The sequence below is a fragment of the Nocardia seriolae NBRC 15557 genome (assembly GCF_007990715.1).
GTDB classification, from domain to species: Bacteria; Actinomycetota; Actinomycetes; order Mycobacteriales; family Mycobacteriaceae; genus Nocardia; species Nocardia seriolae.
The window spans coordinates 32432-48311 of the sequence record NZ_BJWY01000045.1 but is presented as its reverse complement, the minus strand read 5'-3'; the positions used below and the strand labels follow the sequence as shown (position 1 = coordinate 48311).

Below are 15880 nucleotides of genomic sequence, written 5' to 3'. Positions count from 1 at the left end.
CCCAGCCCCCCTCTCCCTCATCCAGGCATCCTTGTCTTTTCTTCTTTTGGCTCTTCGTTTTTCGAGTTCTTGGTCTTGGATCAGTTCGATGTGGCGTAGAGGTCGACGCTGTTGCCGTCCGGATCCAGTACTACCGCATAGCGCTGGCCCCAGAAGGCGTCGAACGGTTTCATTTCCGCGGGGTGCCCGGCGGCGACCAACTCTTCGAACTTCTCGTCAACGGCGGCGGGTGAGGAGCATTCGCAGGCGAGCCCCAGGCGGCCGGGTGAGCGGGGTGCGGCCCAGTCCGGGCGGAAGGATCGAACTGTGTCCTCGGTGTCGAGCATCAGTTTGATACCTCCGCCGAGGTCGGCATCGACGTGCGGCTGCTGCTCGGCACCGTCGGCGAAGTCGATGCCCAATCGCCGATAGAACCGGAGGGAAGCGGCCATGTCGGAGACCACGATCCCGATGACGTTCAGTCGAATAATCATGGGGAGAACGGTAGGAGCACGCCGGTCGGAACGTCTTGAAGAAATCGGACAGTGGTCACCGGGCGTGCACGGCCGCCAGCCTGGCGGCTCGAATCGCGTTCCAGAGGGGGCGCAACAATGCCTCCTGCGCCGCGACGGCGGTTGCGGAGGTGGGCGCGGAAGCCGGTTCGCGCTCGGCGACGGTGAGGATTGCCGCCACCTGGTCCGCGGTGTCGAGGATCCGCCGAGCTCGCAGCGGCATCGATTCCGGGTATTTGTGACGAGTGTGTCCGGCCAGTTCGGCTTCGACGAGTTCGCGTGGTCCGACACCCCCGGACCCGAGCCGCGTGGTCTGCAACTGCTGCAACGCGTCCGCGGCGTCACGAACGGCCTCGCGCATCGTGTATTCGGCTTCGCCCAGAGGCATTTCGGGCGCCAGGGTCAGAGGGATAGGAGTCGAGTAGACGCGCCACTGCAAGGCGTCGTCGTCGGTCCAGACCGGGACCAGCCCCGTGCCGTCGGAACCGGGCGTTCCGATCAGCAACCCTTCCTCGGCTTCGGTTGCGGCAACAGCGAATTCGGTCCCCACCGGCACGCCGCGCACGTCGCCCGGTATCGGCAGGACCAGGCGAACCTGCGCCTCGGGCCCATTCATCGCCTCGCGAATGAGCTTGAGCAGCACCATGATCCCCGCCCCGGCCACCGCGTCCGGCTCGTCATCCGACGCCCACGGCAACCCGGTGTGCCCTCCGGTGACAGGATCTCCCGCGGCCACCGTCTGGCGGGGAGCCCAGGCACGCAGCGCGTCCAACACGTCGTCGGGGGCGCTGCGCCCGGCCAGCCATGACCCGGCCCAGACCGTCAACGATGCACTCGGGGAACTCATGCATTCGAGGATAACTGGAGGTCTACTCCTGCTCGGTGACGAAATCGATCAGTCGTTCGACCGCGCCGATGAGCGGTGTCTCGAGATCCCGGTAGGAGTTGACGGAGTTGTAGACCCGCCGCCACCCGTCCTGCGGTGTACCCCACCGAAGCCGCTGGCAGATGCCGGTTTTCCAGTCTTCCCCGCGCGGCACGTCGGGCCAGGCGGCAATGCCGACGGCGGCGGGCCGAACCGCCTGCCACACGTCGATGTACGGGTGACCGGTGACCAGGACGTGCGCCCCGAGCCCCTGCGTAAGCCCGGTCTCCTTCGACCCGGTGACCAGGTGATCGACGAGCACCCCGACCCGCCGAGTCGGCCCCGGCTGGAACTCCGCGAGCTTGGCTCCCAGATGGTCGAGCCCCTCGAGCTGCTCGACCACCACCCCCTCGACCCGAAGATCGTGCCCCCACACGCGTTCCACCAAGGCCGCGTCGTGCACACCCTCGACCCAGATCCGGCTGGCCCGCGCGACCCGAGCCTTCAGGCCCTCGACGCGAGTCGACCCCGACGCCGATCGGATCTCCTTCTTCGGTGCGTCAGCGGCCGGCTTCACCAAGGTCACCGGCTGCCCGTCGATCAGAAACGCGGCTTCCCGCAAGGCGAACAGCCGCACCCGCCCGCCGCGATCCTCGAGCTTGACGAACTCCCCGTCGTAACTCCGGTCGAATCCCACTACGGCACCGCAGAATCCGGTGGCGGCGTCCTCGGCGACGAGGTCCCGTTCGGCGACCACACGCGGTATCTCCCGTTTGCGAGTCCTCGGGTGCCCGGAATAGATGTCGCCGTATCGCTCACGCCCGCTCACGCGAACGAAGGTACCGCCGCCACAGCGGAATCCGGCGGCACCACGCGGCCGACGGCGCAGTTTGCGGCGGAGGTCACCTCGGCAAGGGTCCTTCGGCCGTGGTCGGGCGAGCGATCCGGCGGCTTTCGATGACCTTGGTCCGCGCGGGATATCGGGTCTCGGGGCCGTTGAACGACTACTGTTGTTTTCGTGGCCGCAATAGTCTGGCTGGTCGCGGGCATCCTGCTCGCGGCGGCCGAGATACTCACGGGCAGTCTCGTCCTGATCATGCTGGGTGTCGCCGCTCTGATCACCGCGGGCGTCAGCGCGCTCACCGGGCAGTCGGTCGTTCTCGACGCGGTGGTGTTCGGTGTCACCTCGATTGCCCTGCTGGCGCTGGTGCGTCCATTCCTGTTGCGGCGCTATGCGATTCCACCGCCGCATCAGACCGGGGTCGACGCCCTGCCCGGCAAGACCGCCAAGGTGCTCGAGACCGTCGATGAGCACGGCGGCCGGGTGAAGCTCGGCGGCGAGGTATGGAGCGCGCGCCCCTATGACGCGTCGGAGTCCTACCCCGTCGGTTCGACCGTGTACATCATGAGGATCGACGGCGCCCACGCCGTCGTCATGAAAGGGCCGTGATGGCAGTAGCAATAGTCGCCGTCGTTATCGTGCTGTTGGCCATAGTGGTGACCTTCAAGTCGGTGGCGCTGGTGCCGCAGGCGGAGGCCGCAGTAATCGAGCGCCTGGGCCGGTATTCGCGCACCGTGTCGGGTCAGCTGACCTTCCTGGTGCCGTTCGCCGACCGGGTGCGCGCCAAGGTGGACCTACGCGAGCGCGTGGTGTCCTTCCCGCCGCAGCCGGTGATCACCCAGGACAACCTGACCGTGCAGATCGACTCGGTGGTCTACTTCCAGGTCACCAGTCCGCAGGCCGCGGTCTACGAGATCTCCAATTACATTGCCGCCGTTGAACAGTTGACGATCACCACGCTGCGCAACGTGGTCGGCGGCATGACCCTGGAGGAGACCCTGACCTCGCGCGACCAGATCAACTCCCAGTTGCGCGGCGTCCTCGATGAGGCCACCGGCCGCTGGGGTCTGCGCGTCTCGCGGGTCGAACTCAAGGCCATCGATCCGCCGCCGTCGATCCAGGAGTCGATGGAGAAGCAGATGAAGGCCGACCGTGAGAAACGCGCCATGATCCTCACCGCCGAGGGCCAGCGCGAGGCGTCGATCAAGACCGCCGAGGGCCAGAAGCAAGCGCAGATCCTGGCGGCCGAGGGCTCTAAACAGGCCTCGATCCTGTCCGCCGAGGGTGAGCGCCAGTCCCGCATCCTGCGCGCCCAGGGTGAGCGCGCCGCCGCGTATCTCCAGGCGCAGGGCCAGGCCAAGGCGATCGAGAAGGTCTTCGCCGCCATCAAGAACGGCAAGCCCACCCCCGAGCTGCTGGCCTACCAGTACATGCAGACCCTGCCCCAGGTGGCCAAGGGCGACGCCAACAAGGTGTGGCTGGTGCCCAGCGATTTCGGCAAGGCCCTCGAGGGCTTCGCCCGCGGCTTCGCCAAGCAGGGCGCGGACGGCGTATTCCGCTACGAACCGGCCGAGGACGGCGGTGCGGCCGAAGCGCCGGACGACGATTCCGACGAGGTCGCCGACTGGTTCGACACCGCCACCGACCCGGCCACCCAGCGCGCGGTGCGCGCCGCGGAGGCCGATGCTCGGACCCCGGTCGAGCCGGTGGGTCTCCCGCCCACCTCGCGGCCGCACCTGGAACAGCACCCGCAGCAACCGCCCGCGCAGCCGCAGTACCGCCAGGAACCGCCGGACCAGCGCTGGCAGAACCCGCCCCCGCCCCGCCCCCTGGGACGCTGACCGCGTCGTAAGCGCGAACGAGGCCCTCTCGACCGACGTCGAGAGGGCCTCGTGCTGTTTCGACCTGTCCCGGCCCACATCGTTTTGTGTCGAGCTTGTATTACGCGATCGGGGTCACCATTTTTGCGTGACCTCGGTCACAATTTAGCGCGTAAATATCGAATATGTAATTCGGCGACACTCCGATGCTATCTGCGAAAACGTTTCGAGTACCGTCGATATTGTTTTGTCAACTGCCCGTGATCAGCACGTGATTCACCGTGATTGATCCGTTACCGTCGTTCTCGGCTCGGATTCGACCGGTCCCCCGCTCGAATCGCCGAACACCGGAAACCCGTCCCGCGATCCGAGGGCAACCGAGAACCCTGGGGACGGGGCACCGCAGCTGACAGCGCGGAACGGTGGGCGCAGGCAGGGAAACAACCTATGCATCGCAACCGGAAGCTCACCACCCGCATGCTCGCCGCCACCGCGGCCATCGGCGCGTTCGTGTCCGTCCCGTTCGCGCTGTCCACCGCGACCGCGTCGGCCGCCGGGCACAACTGGGATGCCGTCGCCAACTGCGAGGCCAGCGGAAACTGGGCCGCCAACACCGGCAACGGCTTCTACGGCGGTCTGCAGTTCACCCAGAGCACCTGGAACGCCTACGGTGGCGCGGGCAATGCCGCCAACGCCAGCCGCGAGGAGCAGATCCGCGTCGCGGAGAACGTGCTCGCCGGTCAGGGCGCGGGCGCCTGGCCCGTGTGTGGCGCCTACCTGTAATCAGGTTCCGCGTCCGCGAGAACATAACGATGGCCCTTTCCGCTAATGAGCGGCAAGGGCCATTGTCGTATTTCCGGAATCAGCTGTGTGCCTCGTAGATCGCCTTCGCCAATTCGGTTTTCAGCGCCTGGAATTCGGGCGTGGCGGTGACGGCGAGCTCCCGCACCCCCGCGTCGTCATCATCCGGTAATCGGATCCGCCGGTCGAGGATTCTGCGGCCCGGACGGGCGCTCATGACCAGTACCCGGGTGGACAGGAATACCGCTTCCTCCACCGAATGAGTCACGAACACAATGGTTTTGCCCGCCTCCCGCCACACCCGCAGCAGTTCCACCTGCAGGCGCTCGCGGGTGAGCTGATCCAGCGCCCCGAACGGCTCGTCCATGAGGATGATGCGTGGATCGTTGACCAGCACCCGGGCGATCTGCGCCCGCTGCTGCATGCCGCCGGACAGCTCGTAGGGCCGCTTGCCCCCGAACTCGACGAGCCCGACCAGTGCGAGCATTCGCTCGGCCGCCGCCCGCCGCGTCTTGCGGTCCACACCACGACATTTCGGACCGAACTCGATATTTCCGCGCACCGACAGCCACGGGTAGAGGGTCGGGGTCTGGAAGACCACGCCGCGCTCGGGACCGGGCCCGTCGATGTGGTCCTGCCCGACCAGCAGGGAGCCGCTGCTGGGCGGCAGGAACCCGCCGAGCAGTTGCAGCAGTGTGGTTTTGCCGCAGCCGGAGGGCCCGACGACGCTGACGAACTCGCCGGGTTCGATGACCAGATCGGTAGGGGAGAGCGCGACCGTGCTGCCGGTCGGGGTGTCATAGGTCTTGGACACCTCGGTCAGCACCACGCGGTCGCGCAGGGCCACGGTCATTTCGCGGCCACCGTGCCCGCGGCCTCGGCGTACACCGCCCCCGCGTAGATCTCGGGGGTGGCAAGACCCTGAATCTCGCCCTGGCTCAACAGGAAATCGGCCGAGGACTTCAGAGCCGCGCCCAGCTGCCTGCCCAGATATCCCGGCCCGGCCTGGGTGGCCGCGTTCAGGTAGGCGTATTCGCCGAGCTGCTTGCGGATGTCTGCGACCGGGACGCCCAGCTGCGCGGAGATGCGGGTGGCCGCGGTGTCGGGGTCGGTCTTGATGAGGTTGACGGCCCAGTTCTGCGCCGCCGTCCACACCGCGAGGAACCTCGGGTTGCTCGAGACGAAGTCCGCGCGCGCCCCTTCCAGGTCGTAGGTCGGCTTACCCGCCTTGGCCGTCTCGGCGGCGGTGGTCACCACGTGCCCGTTCTTCAGCAGCTCCGACAGTGTCGGTTCCCAGATGAAGGCCGCGTCGATATCGCCGCCGCGCCAGGCCGCCGCGATGGCGTCGGGTTGCATATTGATCAGGTTCACGTCGCGTTCGATGCCCGCGGCCGTGAGCGCGGCGAGCAGACTGTAGTGCGAGGTGCTCGCGAAGGGCACGGCGATCTTCTTGCCGCGCAATCCCGCCACCGTGGTGATGGCCGGATCCTTGACCGCCAGCGACTCGGCCGTCCCGATCACATCGTGCACCCACACCGCCGTCATGCCGATGTTCAGCGGCGCGGACAGCGCGCGGGCGGCGGCCGCGCTGCCGAGCAGGCCCAGATCGAGGGAATTGGATCCGAAGGCCTGGATCACCGTGGCCCCGGACGCGAACTTGCTCCAGGTGATGGTGGCCTCGGGCAGGCAGGTCTCGAGCAGTCCGGCATCCTTCACGACGAGGTCGCCGTTCGGAATGTCCTGATACCCGAGTCGCACCGTCCCGGTGAAGCTTTCGTCCACCGCGACCGGGCACGAGGGCTTGTCCCCGCCCGCTCGCGATTGATCGGTGCGCCCCGATCGGACGCAGGCGGTCAGGGACGCGGTGAGCAGTCCGGCCAGTGCCGCCGCCGCGAAAGCGCGTTTCATGCCTTGCCTTTCCATGGCACGGCCAGCGTGCCGATCCAGCTGATGACCGCGTCCAGAGCGAGCGCGGTGAGACCGATGACGATGATGCAGGCCATGGTCAGCGGCGTATTGAGCTGCTGACCGGCCAGGAAGGCGAGCCCGCCGATGCCGGGGGTGCCATTGTCGAGTTCGGCGGCGACCACGGTGGTCCAGGCGAATCCGACCGCCACCCGGATGCCGCCGATCACCTCGGGCAGGGTGGCGGGCAGCAGCACGCGGGTGACGACCTGGATCCGGTTCGCGCCGAGGGATCGGGCAGCGTTGACGCGGTCGGCCGAAACCCCTTGCACACCAGCGATGGTGGCGACCATGACCGGCGGGAACGCGGCCAGGAACAGCAGCCAGATCTTGGAGGTGTCGCCGATGCCGAACCACACGATGAGCAATCCGATATAGCCCAGCGGCGGCAGGGTGCGCAGGAAGTTCAGGTAGGGGCCGACGACGGCGGCGAGGGTTTTCGAGGTGCCGAGCGCGAAACCCACTAGGGGACCGAGGATTACGGCCGCGCCCGCACCGACGGCGATGCGTTGCAGGCTCGCCACCAGGTGTTCCCAGAGGAAGTAGTTCTGTTCCCCGGGCACCCGGCGCGGCACGCCCGGCGCGAGCTGATGCCAGCTGTTGGCCCGCACGAACGCATTCCACACCGCGTGCGGCCCCGGCAGGAACTGCGGGTCGACCACTCGCGCGGCGGCCATCGCCCACCACAGCGCCAGGGCTCCCGCCAGCGACAGCACCCGCACCGCGAGTCCGCGCACAGGCCCGGCGGGCAGGATGAATCGGGCCCGGTCTGCGGTGGCGTTCGCCGTGCGGGTCGCGCCGATATTGATCATGTGGTGGTTCCGAGCACGCGGTGGGGACTCACGCGAAGTGCCTTTCCTCTCGACGGATGAACCGGCGGCCCGGTGCGAAACCGAGACCGTCCGGCCAGATCCTGTCGCGGGCGCGCGTTCCCGAACAGCGCCACGATCAGCGTGATTCGAAGGCGCCCGGGCTAACTCACCGGCAGCGGCCGGGTGGCCACGGCGGCGGTGAGCCGGGTCCCCATGCCGGGCGCGGAGTCGACGGTGAGGGTGCCGCCGATCACCGACCGGCGGTCCTTCATATTGGTGAGCCCGGAACCCTCGGTGGCCGTGGCCGAATCGAACCCGCAGCCGGTATCGGTAATGGTGAGCAGCAGGGTGGAACCGTACTGATTGGCGGCAATGGTGACCGCGGTGCCCGGCCCGCCGTGTTTGGCGCTGTTCTGGATCGCTTCGAGACAGCAGTAGTAGAGCGCGGTTTCGATATCGGGCCGGTAGCGGCCGACGCGGTCGACCCGCACCCGGACGGGCACGGTGGCGCGCGCGGCCGCGGCGGGCAGCGCGGCGAGGAGCCCGTCGCGGGCCAGCAGCGGCGGGTAGATGCCCTGGGCGAGCCGTCGAATCTCGGCGATGGCGGTCTGTAGCAGTTCGCCTGCCTCACCGATCAATTCGGCGCAGGTGCCCGGATCCGAGTCCGCGGTCTGGCGGGCCAGCCCGAGCGTGACGGCGATGGCCACCAGATGCTGTTGCGCGCCGTCGTGCAGATCCTGTTCCAGGCGGCGGCGTTCGGCGTCGGTGGCGGCCACCAGGCGGGCGCGGGAGGAGGTGAGTTGGTCGGCGCGCTCGGCGAGCAGCCGCTGCGAGGACCGCAGCGCATCGGCATTGCGGCGGGCGATGACCGTCATATCGCGCATGGTGGCGGCGGTGTGCCAGACGACCAGCAGAATCGGCGTGGTGACAGCCGGGAGACCCAGGGTGGCAAGGTATTTCACGGGGGTCGGCGCGGACACCGAGGCGATCAGCGGTAGTGCCAGCGCGGCGCAGACGAAGGCGCTGACCAGGGTGGCGAGGAAGTAGCGCGGCAGATGATGGCGGGGCACGTAGGGCACCGCGCTGATCGCCGGAATGAGCACCGCCACCACATGAATCGGCAGGGTGAACGGTGACAGCCAGGACGCGATCATCGCGCCCGACCAGATCACCACCGAGATGATTGCGACCGGCCGCTCCAGCGGATCGCGCGCCGAGGATCGCAATGCCACCCCGAAGACCAGCGTCTCGAGCATCAGCAGGCCGAGCATCGAGAAGACCCACACCGTGGGCCGCCACCAGGCGGCGGCGAGATTCAATCCGATCAGAACCGAGTTCCCGATCAGCAGCGCGAAGATCAGCTGGCGCAGCCGGTGACGGGCCAGCGAGCCCGTCCCGTCCGCGTTCACTACGGTGTCAGCTCGCTCCAGATTCTCCGCAGCAGCTGTGGACTCAGCGTCTCCTTGTGCACGTAACCTGCTGCGCCGCACTGTGATACCTCGCGGGGAAGATCGGATGTGTCATAGGTCGACATGAGCAGCACCGCCACGCCGGGATGGCCGGAGCGGATGCGGCGGGTGGCCTCGATGCCGCCGATGCCGGGCATATTGATGTCCATGAGCACCAGTCCGATGCCGGCGTCGCGGGTCAACTCGACGGCCGCCTCGCCGCTGTCGGCCTCGCCCGCGAGCACGAATCCGGCGCTGGCCGCGACCATGGCGGCGGCCGCACGGCGGAAGGCGGGCCGGTCGTCGACGATCCACACCTGCACCTGTCCCGTCATGAATGTCATGGTGCGACCCCGGCCCGGATCCGGAAAGGGTGCACACACCCCGAGCTGGGTCTCGATCGTGGTCAGTCGGGATGTGCCGCAAGGAACATCAGCACCGCGGTGACCCGCTGATCCAGTGTCGGATCGGAGGTGAGACCGAACTTGGCGAAAATCGAGTTGATGTGTTTCTCGACCGCCCGCTGGGTGAGCGAAAGCCGCTGCGCCACCACGCGATTGCTGCCGCCCCCGGCGATCTCGGCCAGCACCTGCCGTTCGCGGGCGGTGAGCCGCCCGACCATATCGTCGTCGCGCCGCCGGTTCAGCAGGGTTTCGACGATCACCGGATCGAGTACCGACCCGCCGCCCGCGACCACGTGCACGGCGCTGAGCAATTGGTCGAATCGCGCGATGTGCTCCTTGAGCAGATACCCGCGCCCGGCCGAGCCGCCGTGCAGCAGCCCGGTGGCATACGCGGGTTCGGCGTAGTGCGACAGCGCGATGACACCGGTGCGCGGCTGGGTGGCGCGCAGTTGCCGGGCCAGCCGGATGCCCTCGTCGGTTCCGGTGGGCGGCATGCGGATATCGGTGATCAGCACATTCGGCTCGTGCCGGTGCACCAGTTCGACCGTGGCGTCGTAGTCGGTGGCGATGCCGACCACCTCGATGGTGTCATCGGTCGCCAGGACCCGTAATACGCTGTCGCGGATCAGCATCGAGTCCTCGGCCACCACGACCGTGACCCCCGTGGTACTCACAGTTCTAGAGGATCCTCCGCACCCGCCGGGTTCGCACGGGTACCGGGCTACCCGAATTCCGCTGTCCCGCAAATCGGGAGCGGGGGGTGTACACACCACGTCCAGGAGTGGTATGGGCAGGCTGCCTCGCGGGTGGGGTGCTAGCCGAGTATCGAATGGTCGGACGGTGGGACGGAGGGGATTCCGCCGTCCGACGCCGGGCTGCGGGGATCAGGGGCGGCCACCGACGTCCGCTGTGCAACGGTGACCTGGTCTGCACGCGAGCGTCGCCATGCGGTGCCGAGCGAGATCGCGGCGGAGGCGAACATGCCGATCACTACCATGACCGCCAGGAACAGGGGAAACCACCAGCCGTCCCGGCCGCCGCCGCGGTACCAGATGGCCACCGCGGCCACGATCGGGCCGCCGGTGAGGAGGGCGGGCAGCAGCGATATCAGGCCGATCGCCACCAGGCAGGGTGTGGGCAGCGGCTGTCTGATCAGTGCCAACCAGGCGCTGACGTGGTTGTTTCCGCCCGCTCGTGACGCTGGATCGCTCAAAGCGCTCACACCTCCGATGGTCGAATAAGTGCTCCTGCCTGTCTGATCGACCAAGAGATTAGAACACTGGGCATTTCAAATCTGGGAGGTGCGGTCCACCGCCATGCGCGTGTCCACCACCAGACAGGTCACGCCCACCGCCAGGCAGACTCCCGTGACGATCCACTGCGCCGCCGAGGTGCGGTTGGTGAGGGCGTCACCGAGCAGGACCGTGCCCACGGTTCCGGGCATGATGCCGACGAAGGTGGCGATCAGGTACGGCGTGAACCGGATCGAAGACAGTGCCGCGCAATAGTTCACGATCGAGAACGGGGCGAATGCGATGAGCCGCAGCGACCCGATGGCCAGCCACCCGCGCCGCGCCAGGCGCGCGTCGACGGCCTGCACGCTCGGATGTGTGAGCCGCGCCCGCACCCGTTCGTGATCCAATGCTCGGACCAGCCAGAGCGCCAGCACCGCACTGACGGTCGTGGCCGTGATCGCCAGTGTCAGACCCTCCGGCGACCCGAACAGCAGGCCCGCGCTGAGCGTGAAGACGGTGCGCGGGAAGGGCGCGACGCAGACCAGTGCGTGCACCGCGAAGAACACCAGCGGCAGCATCGGGCCGACCGAGTCCGCCCACTGCCGGATCTGCTGGGGTGCCGGGTGCGGCGCGAACGCCGCGAGCGCGAACAGCAGCCCGCAAGCGATCAGCAGGGCCAGATTCCGAGGTTGGCGAAGGCGGTTGAGCAGCGCGGATACCCGCTCTCGCGGTGCGCGCAGGGTTGTTGGCACCGCGCCAGGTTACCCGCTGGTAGTGAGACTCCGGAGCAGGTAATCGAATGCCTCCCGCTAGCATCAGGGGAAAGACCATGAATGCTCGTTAACCAAAGTGGCCGTTGACCTGGGGGATTCCCCGAAAAAACGACCATCCGGTCAGGGAGTGGAAGAAGGAACAGCAGCTATGCCGATTGCTTCCGACTCGGACACCGAACCGGTGCCCGAGTTTGCCACCTGGCGCAAGGGTGTCGCCGGGGTGCTGGCCAAGGCCCGCAGGGTGGATGCGAGCGAACTGCCGGATGAGCCGGAGAAGCTGCTCGCGGTCACCACCTACGACGGCCTGACCGTCAACCCGCTCTACACGCGCCGCGACGAACTGCCCGAGCAGCCTCTGCCCGGGCAGTTCCCCTACGTGCGCGGTGGCGACGCCACCCGCGACGTGCATCGCGGCTGGTTCGTCAGCCAGCGCTTCGGCGGAGCCGATATTCAGCACCGTGGCGGCTCGGACGCCGAGGCTGTCAACGAGGACATCCTGTTCGCGCTGGACAACGGCGTGAGCGCGGTGTGGCTGGGCGTCGCCGAGCGCGGCGTGCCGGTCGAGGGGCTGGGTGCCGCGCTGAAGGGCTTCCTCTACGAACTCGCCCCCCTGACCCTGGACGCCGGTCCGGCCGCCAACGAGGCTGCCGCTCAGCTGTTCTCGCTGCTCGACGGCTATTCGGCCCCGGAGCGCAAGGATATTCGCGTTTCGCTGGGCGCGACCCCGCTGACGAGCCTGTTCGCCGGTTCGGAGGCCATCGATCTGGACGGCGCGGTCGCGCTGGCCCAGCAGGCGGTGGCCCGGACCGAGACCGTGCGGGCGATCACCGTGTGCGGCGTGGCCTTCCACAACTCGGGCGCCTCCGATGCCCAGGAGCTGGGCGCGGCCGTGGCCGCCGGTCTCGAGTACCTGCGCGCTCTCACCGACGCCGGTGCCGACATCGCGGATGCGCTGGGCCAGCTGGAGTTCCGCTTCGCCGCCACCGACGACCAGTTCGAGACCATCGCCAAATTCCGTGCCGGGCGCAAGCTCTGGGCGCGGGTGGCGCAGGTGTGCGGGGCCCCGGCCTTCGGCAATGCGCCGCAGCAGGCGGTGACCTCCGCGGCCATGATGAGCCAGCGGGATCCGTGGGTGAACATGTTGCGCACCACCCTGGCCGCGTTCGGCGCGGGTGTCGGCGGCGCGGACATCGTCACGGTGCTGCCGTTCGACGCCGCGCTGCCCGGCGGGGAGCTCGAGGTGTCGAAGGCGTTCTCCGAGCGCATGGCTCGCAATACCCAGCTGCTGCTGCTCGAGGAATCGCGCCTCGGCCATGTGCAGGACCCGGGTGCGGGCTCCTGGTACATCGACTCGCTCACCGATGAGCTCGCCGCCAAGGCGTGGGAGTTCATGCAGGAGATCGAGACGGCGGGCGGTTACCTGGCCGCGCTGCAGGCGGGCCTGCTCGCCGAGCGCATCGGTGCGACCAAGGCCGCGCGCGATTCCGATGTGGCGCACCGTAAGACGGCCGTCACCGGCGTCAACGAGTTCCCGCACCTGGGCGAGAAGCCGCTGTCGGAGGCCGCGCGCGCCGCCGCGTCCGAGGTCCGCTACGGCGCGGCCTTCGAGGCGCTGCGCAACCGGTCCGACGCCTACCTGGCCGCCCAGGGCGCGCGCCCGCGGGTGCGGCTGGTTCCGCTGGGCCCGGTGTCGGAGAACAATGTTCGTGTCACCTTCACCACCAATCTGCTGGCCTCCGGCGGCATCGAAGCGGTCACCGAGGCCGGTCCGTCGATCGCCGTGCTGTGTGGCTCCGACACCCGCTACGGCAGCGATGCCGCCGCGGCGGTGGCGGAATTGCGGGCGGCCGGGGTGACCACCGTGCTGCTGGCCGGACCCGAGAAGGCGGTCGCGGAGCTTTCCGGGGCGGATCGCCCGGATGGTTTCGTGACCGCGCGCATGGATGCCGTGGCGGCGCTGACCGGCCTGCTCGAAAAGCTGGGAGCCCCCGCATGAACGGTCAGGCCCGGAGGCGGCAGCGAAGCGTAACCACGCAGGGCCGCGGTCGTGCGGAGAGGACACAGAGATGAGCGATATCAAGCATCGCATCGGCAATTTCGCCGAGGTGCCGCTGAGCGAGGGCGCGACCGCGCCCGCCGAGGTCGGCGCCGCGCAGGTCGAGGAGTTCGTCGCCGAGGCCGCGAGCGCCAATCACTATGCGCCCGAACAGCTCACCTGGTCGACGCCGGAGGGCATCGATGTGCCGCCGGTGTTCACCAAGGCCGACCGGGACGCCATCGCCGCCGCGGGCTACCCCCTCGACAGCGTGCCGGGTGTGGTCCCGTTCGTGCGTGGCCCGTACCCGACCATGTACGTGAACCAGCCGTGGACGATCCGCCAGTACGCGGGCTTCTCCACCGCCGCGGACTCCAACGCCTTCTACCGCCGTAATCTCCAGGCGGGTCAGAAGGGCCTGTCGGTCGCCTTCGACCTGGCGACCCACCGCGGCTACGACTCCGATCACCCGCGCGTCACCGGTGACGTCGGCATGGCCGGTGTCGCCATCGACTCCATCCTCGACATGCGGGAGCTGTTCGATCAGATTCCGCTGGACCAGGTTTCGGTGTCGATGACCATGAACGGCGCGGTGCTGCCGATCCTGGCTTTGTACGTCGTCGCCGCCGAGGAGCAGGGCGTCAAGCCCGAGCAGCTGGCCGGAACCATTCAGAACGACATTCTGAAGGAGTTCATGGTCCGCAACACCTACATCTACCCGCCCAAGCCCTCGATGCGGATCATCTCCGACATCTTCGCCTACACCTCCGCGAAGATGCCGAAGTTCAACTCGATCTCCATCTCCGGCTACCACATTCAGGAGGCCGGAGCCACGGCCGACCTGGAGCTGGCCTACACCCTCGCCGACGGCGTGGAGTACATCAAGGCCGGTCTGGACGCGGGCATGGAGGTCGACAAGTTCGCGCCTCGACTGTCGTTCTTCTGGGCGATCGGCATGAACTTCTTCATGGAGGTCGCCAAGCTGCGGGCCGGACGACTGCTCTGGAGCGAGCTGGTCGCCAAGTTCGAGCCCAAGAACACCAAGTCGCTTGCGCTGCGCACACATTCGCAGACCTCCGGCTGGTCGCTGACCGCGCAGGACGTGTTCAACAATGTCGCGCGCACCTGCGTCGAGGCCATGGCCGCCACCCAGGGCCACACCCAGTCGCTGCACACCAACGCCCTCGACGAGGCACTGGCCCTGCCGACCGACTTCTCCGCGCGCATCGCCCGCAACACCCAGCTGCTCATCCAGCAGGAGTCCAACACCACCCGTCCGGCCGACCCGTGGGGCGGCTCGTACTACGTGGAGTGGCTGACCCACCAGCTGGCCGAGCGCGCCCGCGCCCACATCGCCGAGATCGAGGCGCACGGTGGAATGGCGCAGGCGATTTCGGAGGGCATCCCGAAGCTGCGCATCGAAGAGGCCGCGGCCCGCACCCAGGCGCGCATCGACACCGGGCAGCAGCCGGTGATCGGCGTCAACAAGTACCTGGTCGAGGAAGACACCCCGATCGAGGTGCTCAAGGTCGAGAACTCGCGCGTGCGCGCCGAGCAGAACGCCAAGCTGGAAAAGCGGCGGGCGGAACGCGATTCGGCCGAGGTCGAGGAGGCGCTGGCCGAATTGACCCGGGCCGCCGCGTCTTCCGAGGGCGGCATGGACAACAACCTGCTCGCCCTGGCCATCAATGCCGCGCGCGCCAAGGCCACCGTGGGTGAGATCTCCGACGCGCTGGAGAAGGTCTACGGCCGCCACCAGGCCGAGATCCGCACGCTCTCCGGCGTTTACCGGGAGGAGGCCGGCAAGGTGAGCAACATCAGCAAGGCCATCGAGCTGGTCGAGGCGTTCGGTGAGGCCGAGGGCCGCCGCCCGCGCATCCTGATCGCCAAGATGGGCCAGGACGGCCACGACCGAGGCCAGAAGGTGATCGCGACCGCCTTCGCCGACCTCGGCATGGACGTCGATGTGGGCCCGCTGTTCCAGACGCCGGAAGAGGTGGCGCAGCAGGCGGCCGACAACGACGTGCACGTCGTCGGCGTCTCGTCGCTGGCCGCTGGCCACCTCACGCTGGTGCCCGCCCTGCGGCAGGCACTGGCCGATGTCGGGCGACCCGACATCATGGTCACCGTCGGCGGCGTCATCCCGCCCGGTGACTACGACGAGCTGTACGCGGCCGGTGCCGCGGGCATCTTCGGCCCCGGCACCATCATCGCCGACGCCGCCATCGATCTGATCCAGAAGCTGGCCGCACAGCTGGGCCACGAGATCGGCACCGGCGCAACGGAATGAGCGACGCCGCACGCGCGACCGAGGGTGGCGGAACCCACCCTCGGCTCGGCACCACCGCCGGGGTCGGACTGCCCGCCGACGCGGCCACCCCCGGCGCCCG

The 15880-nt window shown here is 68.3% G+C and carries 16 protein-coding genes; 5 read left to right on the top strand and 11 right to left on the bottom strand.

Annotation, left to right across the window (positions count from 1 at the left end):
- Positions 1-80: 80 nt before the first annotated feature.
- From NS2_RS16105 to NS2_RS16095, 3 genes are read right to left on the bottom strand one after another with little or no spacing between them, the layout of a single operon-like run.
- Complete coding sequence (locus NS2_RS16105) at positions 81-473, bottom strand: VOC family protein (protein ID WP_033089504.1); 393 nt, start codon at positions 471-473, stop codon at positions 81-83.
- Positions 474-528: 55 nt separating this feature from the next.
- Entirely contained in the window at positions 529-1338 is an 810-nt protein-coding gene (locus NS2_RS16100; protein WP_033089505.1) for an Rv1486c family protein, read from the bottom strand.
- Positions 1339-1360: 22 nt separating this feature from the next.
- Complete coding sequence (locus tag NS2_RS16095) at positions 1361-2185, bottom strand: DUF3097 domain-containing protein (protein WP_033089506.1); 825 nt, start codon at positions 2183-2185, stop codon at positions 1361-1363.
- A gap of 189 nt (positions 2186-2374) precedes the next feature.
- On the opposite strand from NS2_RS16095, the gene NS2_RS16090 reads away from it, so the two are divergent.
- The 3 genes from NS2_RS16090 (at position 2375) to NS2_RS16080 (ending at position 4800) form a co-directional block, all read left to right on the top strand.
- On the top strand, positions 2375-2806 hold the full coding sequence (locus tag NS2_RS16090) for an NfeD family protein (RefSeq protein WP_033089507.1): 432 nt from the start codon (positions 2375-2377) through the stop codon (positions 2804-2806).
- Entirely contained in the window at positions 2806-4038 is a 1233-nt protein-coding gene (locus NS2_RS16085; protein WP_033089508.1) for an SPFH domain-containing protein, read from the top strand. The genes NS2_RS16090 and NS2_RS16085 overlap by 1 nt, the downstream gene beginning before the upstream one ends.
- 426 nt (positions 4039-4464) lie before the next feature.
- Entirely contained in the window at positions 4465-4800 is a 336-nt protein-coding gene (locus NS2_RS16080; RefSeq protein ID WP_045437814.1) for a transglycosylase family protein, read from the top strand.
- 79 nt (positions 4801-4879) lie between these two features.
- Here NS2_RS16080 and NS2_RS16075 read toward each other — a convergent pair whose 3' ends face one another.
- The 8 genes from NS2_RS16075 to NS2_RS16040 form a co-directional block, all read right to left on the bottom strand.
- Entirely contained in the window at positions 4880-5671 is a 792-nt protein-coding gene (locus NS2_RS16075) for an ABC transporter ATP-binding protein (RefSeq protein ID WP_033089509.1), read from the bottom strand.
- On the bottom strand, positions 5668-6726 hold the full coding sequence (locus tag NS2_RS16070) for a taurine ABC transporter substrate-binding protein (protein ID WP_162836616.1): 1059 nt from the start codon (positions 6724-6726) through the stop codon (positions 5668-5670). The genes NS2_RS16075 and NS2_RS16070 overlap by 4 nt, the downstream gene beginning before the upstream one ends.
- The gene (locus tag NS2_RS16065) at positions 6723-7595 is read right to left on the bottom strand and encodes an ABC transporter permease (protein ID WP_081986124.1); all 873 of its coding nucleotides are present in this window, start codon (positions 7593-7595) and stop codon (positions 6723-6725) included. The genes NS2_RS16070 and NS2_RS16065 overlap by 4 nt, the downstream gene beginning before the upstream one ends.
- Before the next feature lie 161 nt (positions 7596-7756).
- Positions 7757-9004, bottom strand: a complete 1248-nt coding sequence (locus NS2_RS16060) for a sensor histidine kinase (protein WP_052086750.1) — start codon at positions 9002-9004, stop codon at positions 7757-7759.
- The gene (locus NS2_RS16055) at positions 9004-9378 is read right to left on the bottom strand and encodes a response regulator (RefSeq protein ID WP_033089527.1); all 375 of its coding nucleotides are present in this window, start codon (positions 9376-9378) and stop codon (positions 9004-9006) included. Before NS2_RS16055 ends, NS2_RS16060 begins: the two co-directional genes overlap by 1 nt.
- Before the next feature lie 71 nt (positions 9379-9449).
- Positions 9450-10121, bottom strand: coding sequence for a response regulator transcription factor (locus tag NS2_RS16050; RefSeq protein ID WP_071811855.1), 672 nt, complete (start codon positions 10119-10121; stop codon positions 9450-9452).
- Between the two features lie 140 nt (positions 10122-10261).
- Complete coding sequence (locus NS2_RS16045; RefSeq protein WP_071811856.1) at positions 10262-10660, bottom strand: hypothetical protein; 399 nt, start codon at positions 10658-10660, stop codon at positions 10262-10264.
- A gap of 75 nt (positions 10661-10735) precedes the next feature.
- Positions 10736-11434, bottom strand: coding sequence for a TVP38/TMEM64 family protein (locus NS2_RS16040; RefSeq protein ID WP_373456092.1), 699 nt, complete (start codon positions 11432-11434; stop codon positions 10736-10738).
- Between the two features lie 169 nt (positions 11435-11603).
- On the opposite strand from NS2_RS16040, the gene NS2_RS16035 reads away from it, so the two are divergent.
- Both NS2_RS16035 and scpA read left to right on the top strand, forming a co-directional pair.
- Positions 11604-13451, top strand: a complete 1848-nt coding sequence (locus NS2_RS16035; protein ID WP_033089512.1) for a methylmalonyl-CoA mutase family protein — start codon at positions 11604-11606, stop codon at positions 13449-13451.
- Between the two features lie 70 nt (positions 13452-13521).
- A complete protein-coding gene (gene scpA, locus NS2_RS16030; protein WP_147207200.1) occupies positions 13522-15780 on the top strand; it encodes a methylmalonyl-CoA mutase in 2259 nt (752 codons plus the stop codon).
- Positions 15781-15880: the final 100 nt, after the last annotated feature.

Coding starts and splice junctions, on each gene's coding strand:
- NS2_RS16055 (WP_033089527.1), bottom strand. CDS start 9,378: ATGACGGGACAGGTGCAGGTGTGGATCGTCGACGACCGGCCCGCCTTC.
- NS2_RS16080 (WP_045437814.1), top strand. CDS start 4,465: ATGCATCGCAACCGGAAGCTCACCACCCGCATGCTCGCCGCCACCGCG.
- NS2_RS16035 (WP_033089512.1), top strand. CDS start 11,604: ATGCCGATTGCTTCCGACTCGGACACCGAACCGGTGCCCGAGTTTGCC.
- NS2_RS16105 (WP_033089504.1), bottom strand. CDS start 473: ATGATTATTCGACTGAACGTCATCGGGATCGTGGTCTCCGACATGGCC.
- NS2_RS16070 (WP_162836616.1), bottom strand. CDS start 6,726: ATGAAACGCGCTTTCGCGGCGGCGGCACTGGCCGGACTGCTCACCGCG.
- NS2_RS16100 (WP_033089505.1), bottom strand. CDS start 1,338: ATGAGTTCCCCGAGTGCATCGTTGACGGTCTGGGCCGGGTCATGGCTG.
- NS2_RS16065 (WP_081986124.1), bottom strand. CDS start 7,595: ATGATCAATATCGGCGCGACCCGCACGGCGAACGCCACCGCAGACCGG.
- NS2_RS16075 (WP_033089509.1), bottom strand. CDS start 5,671: ATGACCGTGGCCCTGCGCGACCGCGTGGTGCTGACCGAGGTGTCCAAG.
- scpA (WP_147207200.1), top strand. CDS start 13,522: ATGAGCGATATCAAGCATCGCATCGGCAATTTCGCCGAGGTGCCGCTG.
- NS2_RS16085 (WP_033089508.1), top strand. CDS start 2,806: ATGGCAGTAGCAATAGTCGCCGTCGTTATCGTGCTGTTGGCCATAGTG.